General features: G+C 51.3%; 17 protein-coding genes and 1 pseudogene. 13 read left to right on the top strand and 5 right to left on the bottom strand.

Going from position 1 to position 19,540, the window contains the following annotated elements:
* Positions 1–20: 20 nt before the first annotated feature.
* Entirely contained in the window at positions 21–416 is a 396-nt protein-coding gene (locus tag ABJM11_RS00275; protein ID WP_150991352.1) for an ectoine synthase, read from the top strand.
* An 11-nt stretch (positions 417–427) separates the two neighbouring features.
* The gene (locus tag ABJM11_RS00270) at positions 428–1,630 is read left to right on the top strand and encodes an MFS transporter (RefSeq protein WP_348296573.1); all 1,203 of its coding nucleotides are present in this window, start codon (positions 428–430) and stop codon (positions 1,628–1,630) included.
* A 135-nt stretch (positions 1,631–1,765) separates the two neighbouring features.
* On the opposite strand, the gene ABJM11_RS00265 is transcribed toward ABJM11_RS00270, so the two are convergent.
* Positions 1,766–2,941: a type III PLP-dependent enzyme gene (locus ABJM11_RS00265; RefSeq protein WP_348296572.1), complete on the bottom strand. Its 1,176-nt coding sequence runs from the start codon at positions 2,939–2,941 to the stop codon at positions 1,766–1,768.
* A 163-nt stretch (positions 2,942–3,104) separates the two neighbouring features.
* A complete protein-coding gene (locus ABJM11_RS00260) occupies positions 3,105–3,923 on the bottom strand; it encodes a hypothetical protein (RefSeq protein ID WP_348296571.1) in 819 nt (272 codons plus the stop codon).
* A gap of 308 nt (positions 3,924–4,231) precedes the next feature.
* Between ABJM11_RS00260 and ABJM11_RS00255 the strand changes: the two genes are divergently transcribed.
* Positions 4,232–4,600: a DUF6746 family protein gene (locus tag ABJM11_RS00255; protein ID WP_348296570.1), complete on the top strand. Its 369-nt coding sequence runs from the start codon at positions 4,232–4,234 to the stop codon at positions 4,598–4,600.
* Positions 4,601–4,663: 63 nt separating this feature from the next.
* A complete protein-coding gene (locus tag ABJM11_RS00250; protein ID WP_348296569.1) occupies positions 4,664–5,515 on the top strand; it encodes a translation initiation factor eIF-2B in 852 nt (283 codons plus the stop codon).
* Here the strand turns inward: ABJM11_RS00250 and hrpB are convergent.
* Positions 5,469–7,574: pseudogene (gene hrpB / locus ABJM11_RS00245) on the bottom strand (ATP-dependent helicase HrpB); the annotation flags it as partial. The gene ABJM11_RS00250 and the pseudogene hrpB sit on opposite strands and share 47 nt — an antisense overlap.
* Before the next feature lie 88 nt (positions 7,575–7,662).
* On the opposite strand from hrpB, the gene ABJM11_RS00240 reads away from it, so the two are divergent.
* From ABJM11_RS00240 to ABJM11_RS00225, 4 genes are read left to right on the top strand one after another with little or no spacing between them, the layout of a single operon-like run.
* A complete protein-coding gene (locus ABJM11_RS00240; protein WP_348296568.1) occupies positions 7,663–9,981 on the top strand; it encodes a hypothetical protein in 2,319 nt (772 codons plus the stop codon).
* Positions 9,965–12,049, top strand: a complete 2,085-nt coding sequence (locus tag ABJM11_RS00235; protein WP_348296567.1) for an integrase — start codon at positions 9,965–9,967, stop codon at positions 12,047–12,049. Before ABJM11_RS00240 ends, ABJM11_RS00235 begins: the two co-directional genes overlap by 17 nt.
* A 2-nt stretch (positions 12,050–12,051) precedes the next feature.
* Positions 12,052–12,654 carry a hypothetical protein gene (locus ABJM11_RS00230; RefSeq protein ID WP_348296566.1) on the top strand — a complete coding sequence of 201 codons (603 nt, stop codon included), beginning with the start codon at positions 12,052–12,054 and terminating at the stop codon, positions 12,652–12,654.
* On the top strand, positions 12,651–14,084 hold the full coding sequence (locus ABJM11_RS00225) for a tyrosine-type recombinase/integrase (RefSeq protein ID WP_348296565.1): 1,434 nt from the start codon (positions 12,651–12,653) through the stop codon (positions 14,082–14,084). Before ABJM11_RS00230 ends, ABJM11_RS00225 begins: the two co-directional genes overlap by 4 nt.
* Positions 14,085–14,161: 77 nt before the next feature.
* Here the strand turns inward: ABJM11_RS00225 and ABJM11_RS00220 are convergent.
* A protein-coding gene (locus ABJM11_RS00220; protein WP_348296564.1) for an IS3 family transposase occupies positions 14,162–15,324 on the bottom strand; the annotation gives its coding sequence in 2 pieces (ribosomal slippage) (positions 14,162–15,069 and positions 15,069–15,324; 1,164 coding nt in all).
* 266 nt (positions 15,325–15,590) lie between these two features.
* On the opposite strand from ABJM11_RS00220, the gene ABJM11_RS00215 reads away from it, so the two are divergent.
* Positions 15,591–16,148: a tyrosine-type recombinase/integrase gene (locus ABJM11_RS00215; RefSeq protein ID WP_348296563.1), complete on the top strand. Its 558-nt coding sequence runs from the start codon at positions 15,591–15,593 to the stop codon at positions 16,146–16,148.
* 36 nt (positions 16,149–16,184) lie between these two features.
* Here ABJM11_RS00215 and ABJM11_RS00210 read toward each other — a convergent pair whose 3' ends face one another.
* Complete coding sequence (locus tag ABJM11_RS00210; RefSeq protein ID WP_348296562.1) at positions 16,185–16,415, bottom strand: helix-turn-helix transcriptional regulator; 231 nt, start codon at positions 16,413–16,415, stop codon at positions 16,185–16,187.
* A gap of 117 nt (positions 16,416–16,532) precedes the next feature.
* On the opposite strand from ABJM11_RS00210, the gene ABJM11_RS00205 reads away from it, so the two are divergent.
* From ABJM11_RS00205 to ABJM11_RS00190, 4 genes are all read left to right on the top strand, one after another.
* Positions 16,533–17,084, top strand: a complete 552-nt coding sequence (locus ABJM11_RS00205; protein ID WP_348296561.1) for a hypothetical protein — start codon at positions 16,533–16,535, stop codon at positions 17,082–17,084.
* On the top strand, positions 17,081–18,478 hold the full coding sequence (locus tag ABJM11_RS00200) for a DEAD/DEAH box helicase family protein (protein WP_348296560.1): 1,398 nt from the start codon (positions 17,081–17,083) through the stop codon (positions 18,476–18,478). Before ABJM11_RS00205 ends, ABJM11_RS00200 begins: the two co-directional genes overlap by 4 nt.
* A 51-nt stretch (positions 18,479–18,529) precedes the next feature.
* Positions 18,530–18,748, top strand: coding sequence for an MbcA/ParS/Xre antitoxin family protein (locus ABJM11_RS00195; protein WP_348296559.1), 219 nt, complete (start codon positions 18,530–18,532; stop codon positions 18,746–18,748).
* 293 nt (positions 18,749–19,041) lie between these two features.
* Positions 19,042–19,260 carry a hypothetical protein gene (locus ABJM11_RS00190; protein WP_348300449.1) on the top strand — a complete coding sequence of 73 codons (219 nt, stop codon included), beginning with the start codon at positions 19,042–19,044 and terminating at the stop codon, positions 19,258–19,260.
* The last annotated feature ends 280 nt before the right edge of the window (positions 19,261–19,540 follow it).

Genomic DNA, 19,540 nt, shown 5'->3' with positions numbered 1-19,540 from the left:
TCAAAAAATGAGGGATAAGTATGAAAATTGTACGAGTTGAGGACATCATTGGCACTGAGCGCGAAGTAACAGGGCCGGGCTGGACCAGCCGACGCATGCTGCTCAAAAAAGACGGCATGGGGTTTTCGTTCCACGAGACCATTATCCCTGCCGGGGCCGAGCTGAACCTCTGGTACAAGAACCATCTGGAGGCGGTGTACTGCGTCGCCGGTAACGGCACCATCCTCGACAAGGAAACCGGCGAGACCCACGAGATTTCTGACGGCACCCTGTACGCGCTTGACAAGAACGACCCCCATACCCTCCGCGGGGGCACCGAAGACATGCGCCTGATCTGTGCCTTTAACCCGCCGGTGACCGGACGCGAAGTCCACGACGAGGACGGCGCTTACACTCTGGACACCAGCGACATTTAAGCCCGGCCCCAGTGGCTGACGCTTTTAGAACCCCAGTACCGCCACCGGCAGCAAAGCTGCTCCCGGTGGCGGTGTTGCTTTGGCTGTCCGGTATATACCTGCGTATACCGATACTGGTGGCGCCTCCGCTGGCCCCGTTCATCAGCGACGAACTCGGCCTGTCGCAGGCTCTGACCGGTGCTCTCACCACCTTACCCATATTAATGCTGGCCGTCGGCTCCATGCCCGGGTCCCTCGCCATCGCACGGCTAGGCCCCCGCAACACCCTGGCGCTGGCCATGGTGATCATGGTCATCGGCTCCGCCGGCCGCGGCCTGTCACCGGACACCGTCACCCTGATGCTGGCCAGCGCCGTTATGGGCCTGGGTATCGCCATGATGCAACCCTCTTTGCCGGCGCTGCTGCCCCGATGGCTGGAACCCCACCACCTGGCCATCGGCTCCGCCATCTACATGAACGGTATGCTGATGGGCGAATTCATCGGCGCGGGCATCACCTTGCCAGTATTGATGCCGCTGATGGACGAGAGTTGGCGAGCGACTCTGCTAGCCTGGTCATTACCGGCTTTACTGGTGGCCGCAGCCCTGTTCCTGCCCAATAGAGAAATGTCGCGGCCGGTAAAAAACCCCGCCTGGTTACCTGACTGGAAAAACCCCCTTACCCTGAAAATAGGCCTCCTGCTCGGCCTCTCCGGCTCGCTGTTCTTCGGCCTCAATGCCTACATGGGAAACCTGCTGGAGCAGCAGGGCAACTTCGAAATGCTGGCTGATGCGTTATTCTGGTACAACTTCGCTCAGGTGATCGCCTCACTGGTAATGCTGAAAATGGCCAGATACTGGGTGGGCCGGAAATTGCCGGTTATCGTGACAGCAATCTGTAGCGTTGTTGGCACGGTCGGCACGATATCGTTTACCGGCTGGGGGTCGATCGCGAGCGCAACGTTCATGAGCTTTACGGCGGGTATTCTGCTGATCCTGCTGGTGGCATTACCACCCGTACTGGTGGAAGCAAGGGAGACGGGCCGCCTGTCAGCTGGCAACTTTCTCGTCGGTTACACCCTGGCGTTCTCGGTTCCCATGGTCGGCGGTTTATTAGCCGACTGGGGCGACGACGCGCGATACGCCGTTGGTTTCATCATCGCCTACTGCATCCTGGTCCTTCCCCTGACATTTACCCTGGACCTGAAACGACAAAAGGGCCAACCCAAAAGCTGACCCTCAAAAGGAATCCCACTCCCAACTTGCTAGCCGTGGGGTGGGGGTACTGTTTTCCGCCAGAAATGGGTGTCTGAGCGAAGCGAGTTCCATTTCCAAGGAAAACAGTACCCCCGCCCCGCGGCCGCCCCAATGTCAGATGTAATAATCTTTAAGCGGGGGAAACCCGTTGAATTCAATGGCGCTGTAGGTGGTCGTATAGGCACCCGTAGACAACCAATACATCCTATCGCCAATGGCCAGGTTCAGTGGCAACGGGTACTTGTGGTGTTCATACATAATGTCGGCACTGTCGCAGGTTGGGCCCGCAATCACACAGTCCTCACCTTCGCCGGATTTTTCGGTGTAGATCGGGAATTTGATGGATTCGTCCAGGGTTTCGATCAGGCCGCCGAATTTGCCTACATCGGTGAATACCCAACGGTGCAGGGCTGTGCGTGACTTTCGGGAAATCAGCACCACTTCACTCACCAGAACACCGGCGTTGGAAATCAACGAGCGGCCCGGCTCGATAATAATTTCGGGTAGTTCATTCCCAAAATCCTCATCAAGGAAGCGCTTGATCTCCTCAGCATAGGTTTTCAGATCGTTAGTGCGGGTAATGTAGTTGGCCGGGAAGCCACCGCCCATGTTGATCATCTTCAGCTCGATGCCGTCTTCTTCCTTCAGGCGCTCGAAAATCACCTTCACCTTGCCCAGGGCCGCGTCCCACGCGCCGATTTCCCGTTGCTGGGAACCCACGTGGAAAGAAACACCATAAGGCACCAGGCCCAGATCGCGGGCCAGGATCAGCAGGTCCATGGCCATGTCGGTCTGACAGCCAAATTTGCGTGACAGGGGCCAGTCGGCGGTCAGGGTGCCTTCGGTCAGGATGCGTACATACACCTTGGAGCCAGGGGCTGCCTTGGCGATGTTGCGCAGGTCCGCTTCGGAGTCAGTGGCGAACAGGCGCACGCCTTTTTCGTAGAAGGTGCGAATGTCTTTCGCTTTCTTGATGGTGTTGCCGTAACTGATGCGCTCTCCGGTTACACCCAGATCCATGACTTTTTCGAGTTCATACACAGACGCGATATCAAAGCTGGCACCCTTGTCCCTGAGCATGGTCAGAACCTGCGGAGCCGGGTTGGCCTTTACCGCATAGTAGACGTTGGCATACGGAAAGCCTTCCACCAGTTCGTCGTACTGACGGTCAATGGTGACGGTATCGATGACGACGCAGGGCGTGTCCTTGGTATCGGCAAACGCCTTGATACGCGCAAAGGTCTCAGCGGTGTAGTAATCAGCAATGATAGCGTTGGCAGAGTCAGTCATGGATGGTGTTTCCCTCCAGGGGGCAAACAGGCAAAAAAAGGCACCACAGCAACTCTGCAGCACCCGTTATTGGCGCGATCATCGGGCTTTTTCGGGCGCCCGGATATGAGCATATCTACCCATAGGGGCTGCCGCCCGAACGGCCCGAAAGCCCGGTTCGAAATCAGACGGCAACAGGCCAGAATGGCGTGGGGCCTGCGGGGCCGTCAGGGTCCTCGGGCTCGGCGTGCTGTTGCAGATATTCCAGTATCGCGGTCTTCAGCTCGCTTCCCTTTCCCAACCCCTGGTTTCCGAATAACCGGTTGAACTCGAGTACGTAGGGATGCCCTTCCACCAGGGCAATATCGAAACCGGCATGGTCTACGCCCAACCCACGCGCAAGGCGTAACGCAAGATCCGTTACCACGGAGGGGACAGTGCCGTTATCGATACGCCCACCGCGCGAAACGTTGTTATAGAACCCCTGGTCGGCCTGGGTCCGCCAGTAGGCAGACACAACCCTGTCCCCGACAATCACCACCCGTGCGTCCCTGTCGATCGGCAGGTATTCCTGGGCATACAACACGCTGGTCTGCTCGCAGTACCGCCGCCAGTCTGCCCGATTCTCTATCAGCCACACTCCCTCGCCCATACTGGCCTTTGGTAGTTTGGCCACAAACGGCAGCACCATGGCATCCCACACCGCCTGCTGTTCGTCGGGGCCGTTGGCCTCTATCAGTGTCCAGGGCGTATGCTCCGGGGCAACCGTCTGGAAAGCACGGGTCATCTCGACCTTGTCATGGCCGATGTGATAGCTGGCAACACTGGGAAAGACCCGGCATTTCAAGCCATAAGTCAGGGCGTTCAACTGCCAGTATTCCGGAAACAGAACCCAGTCTGCCTCTCGAAGCAGGGCCTTGTGGGCCAGGAATTGTTCGGGTTTGAGGATGGTGGTGCCCGGGAAGCCCAGGGTGCGGAATATATCGAAGGAAACCAGTTTCATGTGGGTTGGGTGTGTGGTTGAGTTGGTCGCATTTTATACAGGTTTTGGTTGGGTGCAATGTTTATTCGCTTGGTAGGACTGCTGGTGTTGGGGGAGGGGTACGGGGGTATTTTTCCGCCAGGAATGGGTGTCTGAGCGAAGCGAGTTCCATTCTCAAGGAAAAATACCCCCACCACCCCGATCCTCACCAGAACCGTCAGTCCTACCAAAAGCCAAAAACTGACAGAAATCATTGCCAGCAGAACAAACTTACCCTAATCTTGAACGCGAACTATTATCATTATTAATATCGACAAGGAGAAAACGATATGAGAAAACAGACCCTGGCACTGCTCACCTGTGCTGCCCTGACTTTTCCAGTGGCTTCGCTTGCTGACGAGGTTGAACACTATGAAGGTGAAAAATCTGCCACTCTGAAAGAGGCCGTGGCTAATTTCTCTGAGTACAACGAAAAGCTCGAGAAAATCCTGGATGGAGAACTGACGCCGGAAGCCATGAACGAAATCCATCAGCTTACCTACACGCTGGAAAACGCCCTCGGCAAGATTAACGAAGAGTTTGATGGACTGGCGGTGACGCTGGAAGAAATCCACCTCGCCTCAGAAAGTGCTGATACCAAAGGTGTCGCCAGTAATGGCAAAGACTATCTGGAAACCAGCCGCACGGTGATTGAATAAACCTCGCGGACAACCGTTAGTCGCGCTGCTACCCTTGATTCTGAATGGCAGGGAGTAGCAGCGATGGCCGGTTTTGATGACAGAGCACAGGAGCTACTGAACGGGCTCCGGGAGGATTATCAGTCCGGGGCCACGGCGCTGGCGCTGAATACCCTCAGGAACCTGGCTTCGTATGTGGGGGCGACAGACCCTGAGCCGGCATCCCTGAGATCCCTGCTTGATGAACTCCGCAAAGCCCGCCCCAGTATGATTGTAATCGGCAACGCCATGACCAAGGTGGAGTCGCTGTTAAGTGACGGGTGTACGCCACAACTTGCGGTCCACCAGGTTATCAGTGAACTGGATAACGCCAGTTCAGCCATAGCGCAGTATGCGCGCCAGCAGATCCCCGCCGATGCAGTCATCATGACCCACAGCGCCAGCTCGGTTGTGCTGGGGCTTTTTCGTTTGCTTGCCCAGGAGCAGCACCGGTTTTCCGTCATCTGCACCCAGAGCAGTCCCGGCATGGAGGGACACCAGTTGGCACTGGACCTGAACGATCTGAGTGTACCGGTTACGCTGATTACCGACGCCCAGATGGGCCTGTTTGTACCCCGGGCGGATGTCGTAATTACCGGTTGCGATACCTGGCTGGCGGACGGGCATTTTATCAATAAAAGCGGAACCCGCCTGCTCGCACTGGCGGCCCACGAGCACCACACGCCTTTCTGGGTGCTGGGGGACAGTTTCAGGGTCAGTGATCAGGCCAGCGATGAAGTTACTCTGGAAGAAATGCCGGCCAGTGAATTACATACTCCGGCGGGCGAGTGGATCACGCCCCGAAATCTTTATTTCGAACCCGTTCCGGAGTCTCTGGTTACCGGCAAAATCAGCGAACAGGGCGTTTTTTCGTTCTCTGACTCGCCTCGGCGGTGAATGGATCTTCCGGCCAGGGGTGTTTGGGGTAGCGCCCGCGCATCTCCTTGCGTACGTCCGGGTAGGCATTGCGCCAGAAGCTGGTGAGGTCTGCCGTCACGGCCAAGGGGCGTTGTGCCGGAGAAAGAAGGTGGATAACGACTGGGACCCGGCCGCGGGCCACTGTCGGGGTCTCAGTCCAGCCGAACAGAGCCTGCAGCTTGGCCGCCAGGACGGGTCCGTTTTCCGCGGTATAGTCCAGCGTTACCTGGTGTCCGGCGGGTACGGTGAGGCGGGTGGGCGTCAGCTGCTCCAGCATCGTTTGTTGCTGGTAGTCCAGCAAACTGGCAAGAGCCTGATGGAGATTGAGTTTTTCCAGATCACGCCAGCGGGTTACTCCGGTAAGGAATGGCCCGAGCCAGGTTTGCAGGTTGGCGGTGAGCCAGTCCTCGCCAATCTCAGGCCAATCGCCGGGGAAGCAACGGGCCAGGAGTGCGACCCGGGCAAGCCATTGCTCCGCCGCCGGGGTCCAGGGCAGGCTTCTGAGCCCTTTCTTCCTGACGGCCGCCAGCAGCCCCTGTTGCACCAGTTCCAGAGACGGCGCCGGCAGGGCTTTTTCGTCCAGTACCAGTTGGCCCAGTTTTCTGACACGGCGGGCGACCACCGTTCCACGGCTATCGTCCCAGACCGCTTCGTCCTGTTCATGGATGTGAGTGGCCAGATCCTGCTCCAGAAGCGCCGGATCAACCGGTGCTGCAAGATAGATGGTGGCTTCCCTGGCCTGGCCGTCAAGTTCGGCTGTCGCCAGCCACTGGTGTCGGGCAAGAGGGTCCTCATCCCGCAAAACCGCGCCACGACCGTTACTGAGCTGGTAACGGGGAGCTTCCCCCCGCCGCTTGCAAGCCACCCGGTCCGGATAAGCCAGAGCGAGCAGGCGACCTATCTCGTCACCAGCCGGCGTCTCACTCGGGCGATCCAGTTGACCAGCCAGCCGCGACACTGATTGGCCAATGGCTTTCACTCTCGCGGCATCAACACCGTGACGCCCCCCTGGGTTACGAAGTATCCGCACCCGCTCCTGCATGTCTGCGCCCGCCGACCGCCCGGCGAGGTCCCGCTCCTCCAATAGAGCCGCTAGCTCCGCCGCGAGATAGCCGTGGCCAATGGCACGGCCGCGGATGATCATATGGGCCAGGCGCGGGTGCACCCCCATATCCCGCGAGGTCTTGCCATGTTCGGTTATCGCGCCTTCGGGGTCGAGCATATCCAGCCATTGCAGCAACTCCACCGCCTGCTGCCAATGGGCGGGGGGCGGTGGGTCGATCCAGTCCAGTTGGTCCGCAGACCGTGCCCCCCACTGGGCCAGTTCCAGCACCGAAGGCGCCAGGTCGGCCTCGTGTATTTCCGGCGAGGTGAATTCCGCCAGCCCGAACTGGGCCGACTCGGTCCACAATCGGTAGCAGACCCCAGGCTCAACCCGGCCCGCCCGCCCTTTGCGCTGCTCCGCTGATGCCTTTGAAACCCAGCCGGTTACCAGCCGTGTCATGCCACTGTTGGCGTCGAACACCGCACGACGTTGCTGGCCACTGTCGATAACCACCCGTATGCCTTCGATAGTCAGGCTGGATTCCGCGATGGCGGTGGCCAGGACCACCTTGCGGTAACCCTCGGGCGCCGGCGCAATGGCACGGTCCTGTTCGTCGTTTTTGAGGTTGCCATAGAGCGGGGCCACGATAACCTTGCTATCCACCAGGCCCTGAAGCTGTCTTTCCGCCCGTCGGATTTCACCAGCACCCGGAAGAAAGACCAGAAGCGACCCGGTCTGGGCCTCCAGTGCCTCGCGAATCACCGCCACTACCTGCTCTACTACCCGGCCATTACGGGGAAGGGGCCGATAGGCCACATCCACAGGAAACACCCGGCCTTCACTGGTTAATACCGGTACGTCGCCCAGCAGGCGGGCAATCGGCATGGTATCCAGGGTTGCCGACATCACGATCACCCGTAAGTCTTCCCGCAATGCCTGCCGCGATTCCCTCACCAGCGCCAGGCCAAGGTCAGCCTGCAGCGAACGTTCGTGATTTTTGCTTCTTGCAGTTTCCTGTCATTAATGGTTACCTTCCTTGATATTGCTTGTTTTTCTGCCTCTATTTGGAGATCCCATGTAGATGACACCTGTCACGAAAAGTGTTGCTCTTAAAAGCTATCCGTTCAAGAGGCTGGAAAAGGACGTTGTTGCCGCCCTTCTAAAGCATGCTGACGTCGATATCCAGGGATCAATAGCTCTCCGCATAAATTCCGTGATAATTCTTCTTGAATGCTTCTGTGACATCACAAACACAGACATTTCGTATGCCTACCTCTCGTCTAATAAGTTCACCATAATCGTAGAGGGGTTCATTGGGGCATTAAATTCAGGGGAGCTCGTAGATCTACCAACCCATAGCACATATCAACTCATCAGAGTTCTTGCGCTCACCCTAGACTCACTCAAATCTGATATTCCGTCTCTTTGGGTTCATAAATGGAGCCCAGACCTGCCTGAGAGGTTTTCCCACAGATGGGAAGCAAAAAAGAAACTCCTAGACGCAGAAACATGCCTGTACTGGTCAGGCTGGATGGCGACAAGCAGGGAGGGCAAAGAGATACACCTGCGCATACCATCACTATGGAATAGTCATGGAAAAGACTTTGCCTGTATGATTTTTGATGCATACAAGCGTCATTTCGAAAAGCAGGCCAGACCATTGCTCACAATCCCGAATACTTTTATCAATTATCTTGCATCAAATCCTAGCAAATGGCCCGTTGACACATTCTCTGATCCTTTACGAATTGAGGATTTTTTTAAGGAGTTCATGCGCGACCATTTTATTGATTGCAATAAGCGAGGCTTAAATATTAACTCTAAGGTCAAGGAGTGGGGAACATTCATAAATAACATTCACCAGGCTTTTATTGATACAGGCCTCTGGGTACCTCCTTTTTCTCTTTCTCTGCCAAAACCCGCAATAAAATCAGGGGTATCTGGTGTACAAACTAAAATAAAAATAAACGAAGATGGCAGTCAAGTTCAAACCAAGCTGATCACAGAGGTCCCACTCCAGTACACAGATGAGCAAGCAATACGACTACTATTTCACGACGTCAAACAGGATATGTCTGTAGTCCGCTCATGGGCCGAGCATTTTACTAAGGATTTGTATCAAAGATCCGTTAGGCGGTTAGAACTTAGCAAATTTGGGGTTTGTCAAACTGGCGGCAACAGTGAAAAATCTCTTTATGAAATCGGCTTAGAGAACCTCTGCGCTACATTTGAAGCCACCGACTACCGTGATCTTGTAGACCAGAAAAACAGGCAGGTGAGGCTTTTCGGCAATGAAGAGAAATATGCGCTTGCTCAACTTTTGGGATTGCCTACGGTCAACACCCTTTACCCTTTTATGCTTCTTCTAGCTTGTGAGCGCCCGGAAATTACTCCTACCTTTCTTACGCAATTTGCACTCTACGACAAAGCTGGCAGGTTAGTCGGATTCACTAAATCTGGTGACGGCTATCAGCTGATGGGCTATAAACGACGAAGAGGGAAAAAGCTAGCCCAACAAAAGATTCCGCTTACAGATAAGGCAGCCGATCTGGTCAAGCAAGTAATCGAAATTACTTCTTCTTTACGAGAATATTGCAAGAATACTGACGACGACAACTGGCGATATCTATTTCTAACCTGTGGCCGGGGATTCGGCAAACCATTAGTTGCTAAAGCACCATCATGGTCTACAAGCACAATCGAGAGTCAACGCAGCGCCAGGGCCGCAAGAGATAAGTTCATTGACGTATTGAGGGTTTTTGAGAAACCTCATGACGAAGAAGATGCGGTTCGCTTTATGAAGCGCGTATCATTAAGTGCAGTACGCGCATCAAGAGCGGTGGAAATTTACTTAGAGACACAAAGTGTGGACGCAATGGCTAAAGCGCTTGGCCATAAAAATTACAGCACAGATCTTTTGTCCCATTATCTACCTGAGCCAATCTTGGCATTTTTCCAAACCAGATGGATTCGAATCTTCCAAAAAGCATTTGTCTGTGAGGTGATGAAGTCCAGTCCACATCTATTACGGGCCGCCAGTTTTGAAACGATGGAGGATTTGCATGAATTTCTTTCTAACCACAGATTGAAAGAGATACCGAGACATCTTTCAAATCCATCCAATCAGAGATCAGAGGTTGATAAAAATAACGGGCATGTGCTTATAAGCGTAGACGCTGGCATTCTGACAGCGCTTGTTTCTTTAGAAAAAGCAGTCGAATTATCACCAACCCCTAACCACGTTAACGGGCTTGCAAAATACTGGAGCCAAGTCTCCAAGCTTATAACAAACGAGATTAGCAAAGGCCAGGATCCGCTCCTTCTAGAACACCTTGATATTGCGTTACTGCACGCTGAACCTAACCGAATGATGAGGATGATCCATGCGGCTTCCCGCTGAACTATCGTTTCTCGAAGATGTTCTCGAAACTCCCAAGCTCAAATACAGCAAAGCGGACTGGCTTCTGAGTGATTTTCCCGAACCCGTTTGGGTGTATAGCTTTAATTACAAAAATAACAAGGAGTTGAATTGGGATGTAGAGCTTGATGACGGGTCACAATTGCTGTCGGCTGAACACGCCGATCTATTAGAGGGCTTTAAGCATTGGTTGATTATCGCTACCTCCGCTAAGCGGGGTAATGGCAGTCTTACCAATAGTTTAAAAACACAAGCATCGGCGTTCAATCAAGTAATACGATTTGTTGACTATTTTCTGCACAATTCTTATGACTACCAGCTGTCTAAAACAGGGCTCGCCGCAATAACAAGTGACGATCTAAAACTAATACTTGATAGGATCGCCGCCCATTCGATTACAAATGAGTCGCTATTCGACTGGTCCGGAAATCTATCAAACTACTTGATCAATCTTGTTAACTCAACGGATCGAAATATACTTGATGAGTTATTAAAAACCGACCCAAATCTCAGTGTGATAACACCAGAGCAGGAAGAGGAACAGTTGCTAGACATTGATCTTAAGGATGTCCCCATTATTCGTGCTGCAATCATGCACCACGGATTATACGAATCCAGGTCACGCGGCTTAGTTCCTAACTCGATTTTGTTATCAAAGGAGATCTATAGGAACACCGTCAGACTCAAGTCCGAGCCAAAACATAGCTTTGATCTTCTCGAAATACCTCGCGAGGGGCATGGCAACAGGGAATTCAATATGGTTCCTTGCTCGACCAGAGAAGACGTCTCACAGATGAGTAGTACGCATTTCCGCTACTTCAAAGAGAATCTCTATTCCATAGGCGAACTTCATGCATTGAATATTCCTGCTCCGCCTGTGGACAGTCTTATTGAAATATACAATTATCAGCCCAACGTAAAAAAACTTGGAAGATACCAAACGCTGCCATCTGACCTAGTGTTTTCAGCGGTTAGGAAGGCTATTGAGTTTCATATTGAGTATGGTGAAGATATCCTTAACAGCTATGTCGACGTAGCTCGATATTGCATCCAATCTAACAGCTCTGCCACCCGTCTTGAACATGAACAAATAGCCGAGTTAGTGAGCCCTGGCTTAAGAAAACTAGGCGTGAAGAAGCTTGGCCTGACTGCTAGATCGCCTGGCACGCTTCCAACTGACTCCAGAAGTTTAGCCCATAAGGAACACTTCAATGCACTGAGATCTAATCAAGGCTTGGTAGAGCTTGTCACCGTTTATTACGGTGCAGTTCAAACTGTCGTTGGCGCTTTGATGGCAAGGCGTCAAGGTGAATTATGCGATCTCATTGCTGGTAATTGCCTAGACGAATCGAAAGGATGGCTGCTTTTTCAAAACAGAAAAAGCACTAGAGGTGTGTTTGGCCTAAGGCAAACCGAAGCCCGCCCCATCGAGCCTATTGCGGTTGAAATGATCGAGGCAATAGAAAAATTCCAGTCAAATCTAATAGCTGTAGGCGCTTTAGAAAAGCACACCAATTTATTTGCTGTTCCTCCTGGGACTGGCGAAATACGATTATCATATTCCGGACAATGTACGCATCATCGTAATTTTGATGCCTTTTGTGATTACTTTGAAACACCACTAAACGACGATAATCAACGGTATTATATAAGACAACATCAGTTGCGTCGTTTTTTCTCAATGCTCTTCTTCTACTCTTCAAGCTTTGGAGGGTTAGAAACCCTTCAATGGATGCTAGGCCATACAGACAGGAAGCACGTATGGCACTACATTACCGAAACAACAGATGGTCCAGTTTTGCGAGGCGCTAAAGCCCAATATATTACCGAGTATCTGTACCATAAAGGTGACGACAACTACAAAGAACTCGCCTGTTTGTTAAAAGCCAAATTTGGTACCGACGACTTCCATTTGGTTGACTCCAACGAAATTGAGGATTACATCACATCGCTCCTTGAAGAAGGCAATATCGAAATTGAGCCTGAATTTTTCGAAGACGAAAATGGCGAGCAGATGCGCGTCATTGTGAAGATATTGGACGCAGCATAGCAATGGCAAATAGTTCTCGAAAGCAGAAGTCTATTGATGGCGTTATAGCACTAAAAGATTTCCTCATCGATGTGTCGGCAAACCCTCACATCTATGCTGATAATACAGATCTAGCGTCAGACCTCAAAGACCAAAGGAGAACTGCCGGCTTAGAAGTTGAGTTTTTTGAAGGCAAAAAGTCTCGCCGAACGTCACCGATGAGCCTCAATACTTTAAAGAACTATTCAAGCGAAGTTCTCGATGGCGGATTTTCTTTAATCAACAAGTTAAGGATTAATGCGTTGGACGCTATTAATCTGCACTTAGAGAAGGAGAATGCTCCCAATAAGAGAACAAAGGCGGGGTTACACAAAAAGGTCTCCGAGTTAGAACACCAATTGGAGGAGCAGCGAAAAATAAACCTCATTCTTTTGCAAGGTGTAGCTAGTGCTATGCATTCTCTTAGGAACATTATGTCAGCTTCAAAGCCTGAAGCGAGAGATAAGCTTTGTTTTGATTCGATTGAAAGATTGAAAGCGATTATTTCACTTAACGCTCCACCCTATAACAATGTAGAGAATAGCAACGTTGTTAATATTAATCCTTTGAGAGATCATTTAAAATGAAGCTCAAAGACCGAAAACAATTGGTAATATTGATACCTGAGCTTGATTTGTTTAGCTATTACTCATTGGGCAACCTTGTCACTAAGAATAGAGACAATTTTTCTTTCGTTACCTGGCCTGATGGTAAGTCTTGTCTAATTGGCAATCTCTACATTATAGCGGTCTCTGATCGCTCCGGGAGAGGAGATCGTATCCTTTCCAGAAGAGATTCCAGCGGAGGTACAGTTGGAGGCATTGCAAGGGATATCTCTCAACTTATCCGGTATTGTTTTTACAAGAACATATATCTAACTGATATTAACGACGACATTTTCTCAAGCTTTGTATCGGCCATACGCACGGAAGTGCGCCTCGATAACCCAACATTCAAGGTTCGTAATGAGAACAGGACAAATGAAATTGGCCGCCGTGCATTAGACTTCCTTTCATATGTTGGAAAATTTTACAAAATTAAAGATTTTGTTGCGCCTGAAGGAATTATTCGAGGTGAAGAACGTATTGTTGAGATTAGGTATAATGACAAACGTGGCAGAAATAAGGTTAATTACCAAGTAACATGGACACACACGTCAATTTCGTCAGGCGAGCCACTACGTACTCGCGACCCAATTGATCCGAGCGTTGTTCTAAAGCTACGTGAAGCCAACAAAGCCATTGGAGATCGTTTTCTACAGCAGAGACGAACCTGCCTTATTGATCTTCTCGAAAATACTGGTGCGAGGCGCGGAGAGCTTACAACGCTCACAGTATCAGACATAATGGCGGCTTCTAAGATGCAAGACCCGATGCTTCGCTTAGATACTTTGAAGGGTGAGGAGGGAGCTGAAAGAACCGTACCAGTGAGCAAAGGCCTTCTTAATAGTCTAAAAAAGCATATAAGAATTCACCGCAATCCTAAAGTGAAGAGATGTTTGGGTCTTAATAATGATCATGACTATTTTTTCGTGTCTGATACAACTGGAATGCCTCTTGATCCCGGCACATTAGGCTCAGAGATATACAAGCTAAGAAAGGCTGCCGGTGTAACTGAAGCTGCGTGTGCCCACATGTTTCGACATGCCTTCTGTACAAACCTATTTGTTCTTCTCATTCAGCGGCACCAGTTCAACGAACCAGAGCAGTTTAAGGCATTACTAAATACTGAAGCATTCAAAGCTGAGGTAGCGCAGTGGACTGGCCACAAAAACATCGACACCTTAAAAACCTACATCGATCTGGCCTACCAAAGGCTTGTGGATTACTCAGAGACGATTTCTTCTGCAAATATGATAATGACCCTCGAATATTACTCAAAGCAGGAAGTGGCGCTTCTGGAGGGTCTAACTAATGGAGAGTTGTCGGTTGATCAATATCGAGAAGAGTTGACTATCCTCCACACGCTGAGAAAGGAGGATATGAAGATAGCTGAGAGGCGAGGATCGACAACGTAGCCTCCTATTAGACCTGTGCAGTCTGCCGCAACTGGTTAGCTACAGCATCATAGTGCCACTTTGGTAGTCTGTAGTGGTCAACTAATCCCGGACAGTATTTTAAGGTTTTCCTCAGCGGCAACGGGAGAAATACCACCGTTGAACGTGTGAGGTCGTTGCCGGTTGTAGTAGTCCATCAGATAGCCACCAACATCTTTTTTGGCCTCAGGCAGGTTCCGATATCCCAAGGCCGGTATCCACTCAGATTTCAGGCTCCTGAACAGCCTCTCCATCGGTGCGTTGTCCCAGCAGTTGCCACGTCGGCTCATGCTTTGTGTCATTCGATAGCGCCATAGTCTCTGACGGAACTTACGGCTTGCATACTGGCTTCCCTGGTCCGAATGGAACATAACTTTCTCTGGGTGACCGCGCAGTTCCCAGGCGTGGTCCAGAGCTTTGACGACCAGATCTGCATCCGGACTGGATGACAACGCCCAACCAACAACGCGGCGAGCATACAGATCCAGCACGACAGCCAGATAACTCCACCGCTGGCCGCTCCAGACGTAGGTGATGTCACCACACCAAGCCTGATTGGGCCGGTCTACCGTGAACTCGCGGGCCAGGTGGTTCGGGATATCCGGTCGTTCGACCGTGGCCTGCTTGTAAGCGTGAGGGCCTGGCTGCTTACAGATCAGCCCCAACTCGCTCATCAGACGTCGAACCTTGAAGCGCCCGACGACAATGCCTTCTTCGCTGAGTAAGCCCTTTATTGTCCGGCTGCCGGCAGAGCTGCGGCTCTTCGTGAACAGCCGGTTTACCTGGACCTTCAGGGCCAGACGCTCAACATCCACACGGTTCCGCCGTTGGCGGTATTCGTAGTAACTAGAACGACTGATATCAAACGCATTGCAGACCATTTCAACAGGTATTCGCTCACTCAACTGGTCTATCAGCGCGTACGATTCATGTCGTCCGACATCAAGAGAGCGGTAGCCTTTTTTAGTATGTCTTTCTCCTGTTCAAGGCGCTTGCAGCGGGCTTCCAGCTCCTGAATACGGCGCTGCTCCGGGGTTAACGCCTTGCCCTTCGGGGTGACACCGTCACGCTCCTCGGTCAATTGGTTAACCCAGCGCCGGATAGCACTTTCACCAATTCCCAGAGACACGCTCGCCTGGGGAATCGTGTAACCTTGATCCAGCACCAAGCTGGCTGCTTCCTGTTTGAACTCAGGAGAAAAAGAACGTCGCTTTCTGGTCATCAGACACCTCGTTTATGGTGGCGATATTACCACCTACGTTGGTGTCCGGAATCATTGAACCACTACAGTCAGAACGTATGCTGGCCTCATCACCCAAGAATGGAAAAACGCGCCAGCAGTCGATTTTGAACAGCAGGTCATGGATTGGGCAAAGAGTGAGGAGTCAAAAGTATGCCAAAACCTGACTCACAAATCCGACCTTGACTACTGTCTCTAGGTCACATAATGTAAGTAGATTACAATTGTGTGACCTAGAGGCAAAAGCGATGAACGAAGTAGGCATAGTCAAATCCATAGAGGATATCAAGACCATCACCAACCTTTTAAAAGAGCATGGCGGAGAAATATACAGGGATATTTGGGTCCTTGGGGTGAATACCGGGCTTCGGATTTCCGACCTACTTTCAATCAAGACGGGCGATCTGACACCTGACGCTCTCACCGTTAAGATCCTGAAATTAAGGCACAATTGCCACTACCGTGTTTCTCTTAACCGGCCAGCCCAGGAGGTCGTCAAAGCTCGCCAGCAAGCCTACCCCGATGACATTTACCTCTTCCAAGCACAGTCCAATAGAGCACCCACCAACAAACCGATAAACCGATCTGTAGTGGCCAGAAAGTTCAAAGAAATTGGCGAAATGGTTAATATTCCTCTTGGCCCTCATAGCATGAGAAAAACCTTTGTCTACCAGATGTATAAGGCAGGCGCGCCAATCGAAACGATCAAAAAATTGATGAACCAAAAATCCTCTACTGCAACCCTCCACTATCTGGGGATGACGAAACAGGATGTTCTCGATGATTACACTGATTTTGAGCTGTAAACAAGTTGTACCAACTATCCTGTCAGAGGGGAAGAGTTATTCCTCCAGCTGATCAACATCGAGTACCAACGATTTTGGCGAGCACTGTAGGCATTCTGCAAGTAGGTAAATTCTTTCAATGGTGATATTGACCTCCCCCCTTTCGACTTTTCCTAAATAACTTCTATCTATCTCGGCTAGACGCGCCAGACCCTCTTGAGAGAATCCTTTCAATTGGCGAACTGAGCGAAGGTTTTGTCCAAACGCCTTACAAACCAACGATCGCATTTCTTGTCCTCATAAAAGACAAGACTATGCTTTCTTGAGGCATAGGGAGCCACGGCATATACTACCCATTTTATTAAATCGCCCCGATCGACACTCAGCCCAAATTAGGACTCTCCCATGAACGAAATAAAGCAAGTTCGCGTCGATCCCATCCTGCTTTCGCTCATGGAGGAGCCAGAGAATAATCCCTTTTCAACCACTTCGATTCGAGACCTTTACGTTGCCCAGTCATCCGACCGGGATAATCTCGATCACAACTCGATTCGCAAACGCATCGACAGGGAACTACGTCGCCTGCTGAAAGCCGGCCTCTTGGAGAGGCATAAAGGGGAAACAGGAAGAGGCTGCAAGTTCGTCTACCGAGGCGCGCCTCCCGGGATTGCTCTGACGATCAAACGTTCCCCTTTTGCGCAACCAGAGCAAGAAAACGAATCCTCAATGGACCCAGCGACACTTAAAGGGTTGCAGGAAGAGCTTTCGAAGCGAAAGGTAGAACTGATGACAAGTATCGGTGAGGCAGAGGAGTATCAGCGCCTACTCAAAAAATATCCGGCGCTTCAAAAAACGGTCAGGACGCAATATCTTGAGTCTCGCGACCGAAGTACGAAGGCGCTGGGCCAGCTACGTGCAGTGGAAACAGTGCTGGCAGATATTGGACACAATGCATGATCCGACTCCGCAAATGGCAGGTTGAATGCAGTGAGAAAGCTCTGTCAGTCTTTCAGAACCAGTCGCATTTCCTTTGTCACGCAACACCGGCCGCTGGTAAAACGGTGATGGTGGCGTCGGTTGCCAAGGCCCTCTTCCAGCACGACAAGATCGATTTTGTCGTGTGCTTCTCTCCATCTCGTGCCGTTGCCCATGGCGCGGCTTTAACGTTCAGTCAAATTCTTGGACGGAGTTTCAATGGTCAGATCGGAGCAGCAGGGGGATCTTATACCTACCAATCCATGGACACCCTGCCCGAAGAGTTATGGCAGGTATTGCGCGAACATCGCGTCCTGGTGGTTCTCGACGAAATACATCATTGCTCAGGCGTCGTTTGGGAGAGCTCACCGATTGGCAATAGCTGGGGACGAACCATCTTGGATAGGATTCAGGGAAAAGCACGTTACACAATGGCTCTCTCGGGCACTCCGTGGCGTACTGACGACAGCCCAATCGTTCTCTCTCAGTATATAAAATCGAATGGACAGATTTCCTGCGACTATGAGTACGGTCTGCGACAGGCTGTTTTGGACGGCGTATGCCGGGCACCGAAGATCGTTCTTACAGACAATCGCGAGATCAGCCTGAAGTCGGCCGAGTTCGGATGTAAAACGTTCGCCAGTATCAGCGAGTCTCTCAAGAATGAGCACATCAGCTATCCGGATTTCTTGTTCAGAGACGAAGTCATTGACCAGATTCTTTCTGAGGCATCAGCAAGATTGACGAGCATACGCGAACATACGCCCATGGCAGGGGGGCTTGTTGTCGCAGCATCTGTGGCACACGCTGAACAAATAGCGAGGCGACTTGCGTTGGCTGGGGAGCATCCAATCATCGTCACCTATCAGACGCCCGAAGCGCAGCGCATTATCTCTAATTTCAAGACGTCGTCTGATCGCTGGATCATCTCGGTTGGGATGATCAGCGAAGGCACTGACATTCCGAGACTTCAGGTTTGCTGTCACCTCAGTCGAATCCGAACCGAACTGCATTTTCGGCAGGTTCTCGGCCGGATTCTCAGGCGACAGCCAACAGATCCGGCAGATACAAGTGCTTGGCTTTACGTGTTGGCCGAACCAAATTTAGCGGAATTTGCTCGCAGGATCGGAGAAGATCTTCCCGGGGAAAAAGTTGTTTCATTCGTCCCGGATTCGGAGACTCGGGGTACCAAAAAATCGAAAGCAATGAAGTTCTACCAGGACGACAACTTTGCTCTCACCCTGGATCTGGATGGGCAAACGTCAGTTGAAGTTTCTGGTCGATCCAGAGAGACTCCGGATGAAGAGGAGATTGATCTTCGTATTAGTAACCATTACTGGAATGAGGTTCTCGCCCTTTTCGCCCATAGCACGTAAAACTCCCGGAGGTGCTCGAACAACGCAGTCATTTGAGATAGGTTTAGGTGTATGTCTGAAAGAAAAGCCAACACGCCCGAGATTACCGCGGTAACGGTGCAAAAGATGGCCGAGGCTGTGTTTGAATATCGAGAGATCGCTCTGAAATGGTTAGAACGCCCGGTAAAGGCGCTAGGCGGAGATATCCCCAGCGAGCTGCTTAGAACACCTGAAGGATGCAGGCGAGTTTATCAGGTTCTCGCCAAGATCGACGCAGGCGACTTTAGCTGAGGTATCTCTGACTTCTCAACTTTGAGATAGAGGCGAGCTTCATGTCCGAAGGGTAACCCTCCATACAAGCTCGCCGAGTTAGTTGGTATTGAACCCATAAAGTGGCCGCCGATTGTTACCATAAATTGGCCGCTCTGTTCTCAATGGCTCATGTCGCGGTAAAAAGGTCCGCTTTCCCAATGAGGCTGAATGTCTTCATGAATGGACTGTTCCTCTGTCGTCAAGGTGCCTCCCCAATGTATCGAACAGTTTCCTGAAACCAAGCAGCCTTTCAGACCATCTTCTGCCAAACTATGGTTGAATTAACAGGGGTCGATAAAAATGAGATCGATAAGATGGCAACAACAAAAATTCTAAGAGACGGTGAGGACCTAGTGGTTGAGGTGCCAGAGGACATACTGCTGGCGCTGGGCATTGGAATTGGGCAAAAGCTACATGTATCACTCGAAGACAACAAAATTATTCTCGATCCCGTGCTAACCGATGACACAGCGGACGATAATCAGGATTAGGTAAACGCTCGGTAAAAAGGTCCGCTTTCCCAATGAAAGCGGCCAACTTATGGTTCCAAGAATATTAATTGCTCAATGCACCCCGATTCGCCCATGCCCCCGGAGTTGCTGGAATGGGAGCAAGCAGAACCGATAGGTTTAGAGCATTACGTGGAGGAGGGTCAGGTTGATTGACCTGCTTGCGCCCAACCTTTTAATTCATCGTGATCTTTACAATGTTCATCACCGGAAAAGCGTGTGACGATTTCTGCAAATGCGTCGTCACGAGCGGGCTGATAAT

Source organism: Marinobacter sp., assembly GCF_039977835.1.
GTDB lineage: Bacteria > Pseudomonadota > Gammaproteobacteria > Pseudomonadales > Oleiphilaceae > Marinobacter.
This window is presented reverse-complemented; position numbering and strand designations above follow the sequence as displayed.

Excerpts from the sequence above, each read along its gene's own strand:
- ABJM11_RS00260 (WP_348296571.1), bottom strand. The coding sequence starts at position 3,923 with ATGAAACTGGTTTCCTTCGATATATTCCGCACCCTGGGCTTCCCGGGC.
- ABJM11_RS00225 (WP_348296565.1), top strand. The coding sequence starts at position 12,651 with ATGAAGCTCAAAGACCGAAAACAATTGGTAATATTGATACCTGAGCTT.
- ABJM11_RS00215 (WP_348296563.1), top strand. The coding sequence starts at position 15,591 with ATGAACGAAGTAGGCATAGTCAAATCCATAGAGGATATCAAGACCATC.
- ABJM11_RS00275 (WP_150991352.1), top strand. The coding sequence starts at position 21 with ATGAAAATTGTACGAGTTGAGGACATCATTGGCACTGAGCGCGAAGTA.
- ABJM11_RS00255 (WP_348296570.1), top strand. The coding sequence starts at position 4,232 with ATGAGAAAACAGACCCTGGCACTGCTCACCTGTGCTGCCCTGACTTTT.
- ABJM11_RS00195 (WP_348296559.1), top strand. The coding sequence starts at position 18,530 with ATGTCTGAAAGAAAAGCCAACACGCCCGAGATTACCGCGGTAACGGTG.
- ABJM11_RS00240 (WP_348296568.1), top strand. The coding sequence starts at position 7,663 with ATGACACCTGTCACGAAAAGTGTTGCTCTTAAAAGCTATCCGTTCAAG.
- ABJM11_RS00210 (WP_348296562.1), bottom strand. The coding sequence starts at position 16,415 with ATGCGATCGTTGGTTTGTAAGGCGTTTGGACAAAACCTTCGCTCAGTT.
- ABJM11_RS00235 (WP_348296567.1), top strand. The coding sequence starts at position 9,965 with ATGCGGCTTCCCGCTGAACTATCGTTTCTCGAAGATGTTCTCGAAACT.
- ABJM11_RS00200 (WP_348296560.1), top strand. The coding sequence starts at position 17,081 with ATGATCCGACTCCGCAAATGGCAGGTTGAATGCAGTGAGAAAGCTCTG.
- ABJM11_RS00230 (WP_348296566.1), top strand. The coding sequence starts at position 12,052 with ATGGCAAATAGTTCTCGAAAGCAGAAGTCTATTGATGGCGTTATAGCA.
- ABJM11_RS00265 (WP_348296572.1), bottom strand. The coding sequence starts at position 2,941 with ATGACTGACTCTGCCAACGCTATCATTGCTGATTACTACACCGCTGAG.
- ABJM11_RS00205 (WP_348296561.1), top strand. The coding sequence starts at position 16,533 with ATGAACGAAATAAAGCAAGTTCGCGTCGATCCCATCCTGCTTTCGCTC.
- ABJM11_RS00250 (WP_348296569.1), top strand. The coding sequence starts at position 4,664 with ATGGCCGGTTTTGATGACAGAGCACAGGAGCTACTGAACGGGCTCCGG.
- ABJM11_RS00190 (WP_348300449.1), top strand. The coding sequence starts at position 19,042 with ATGGTTGAATTAACAGGGGTCGATAAAAATGAGATCGATAAGATGGCA.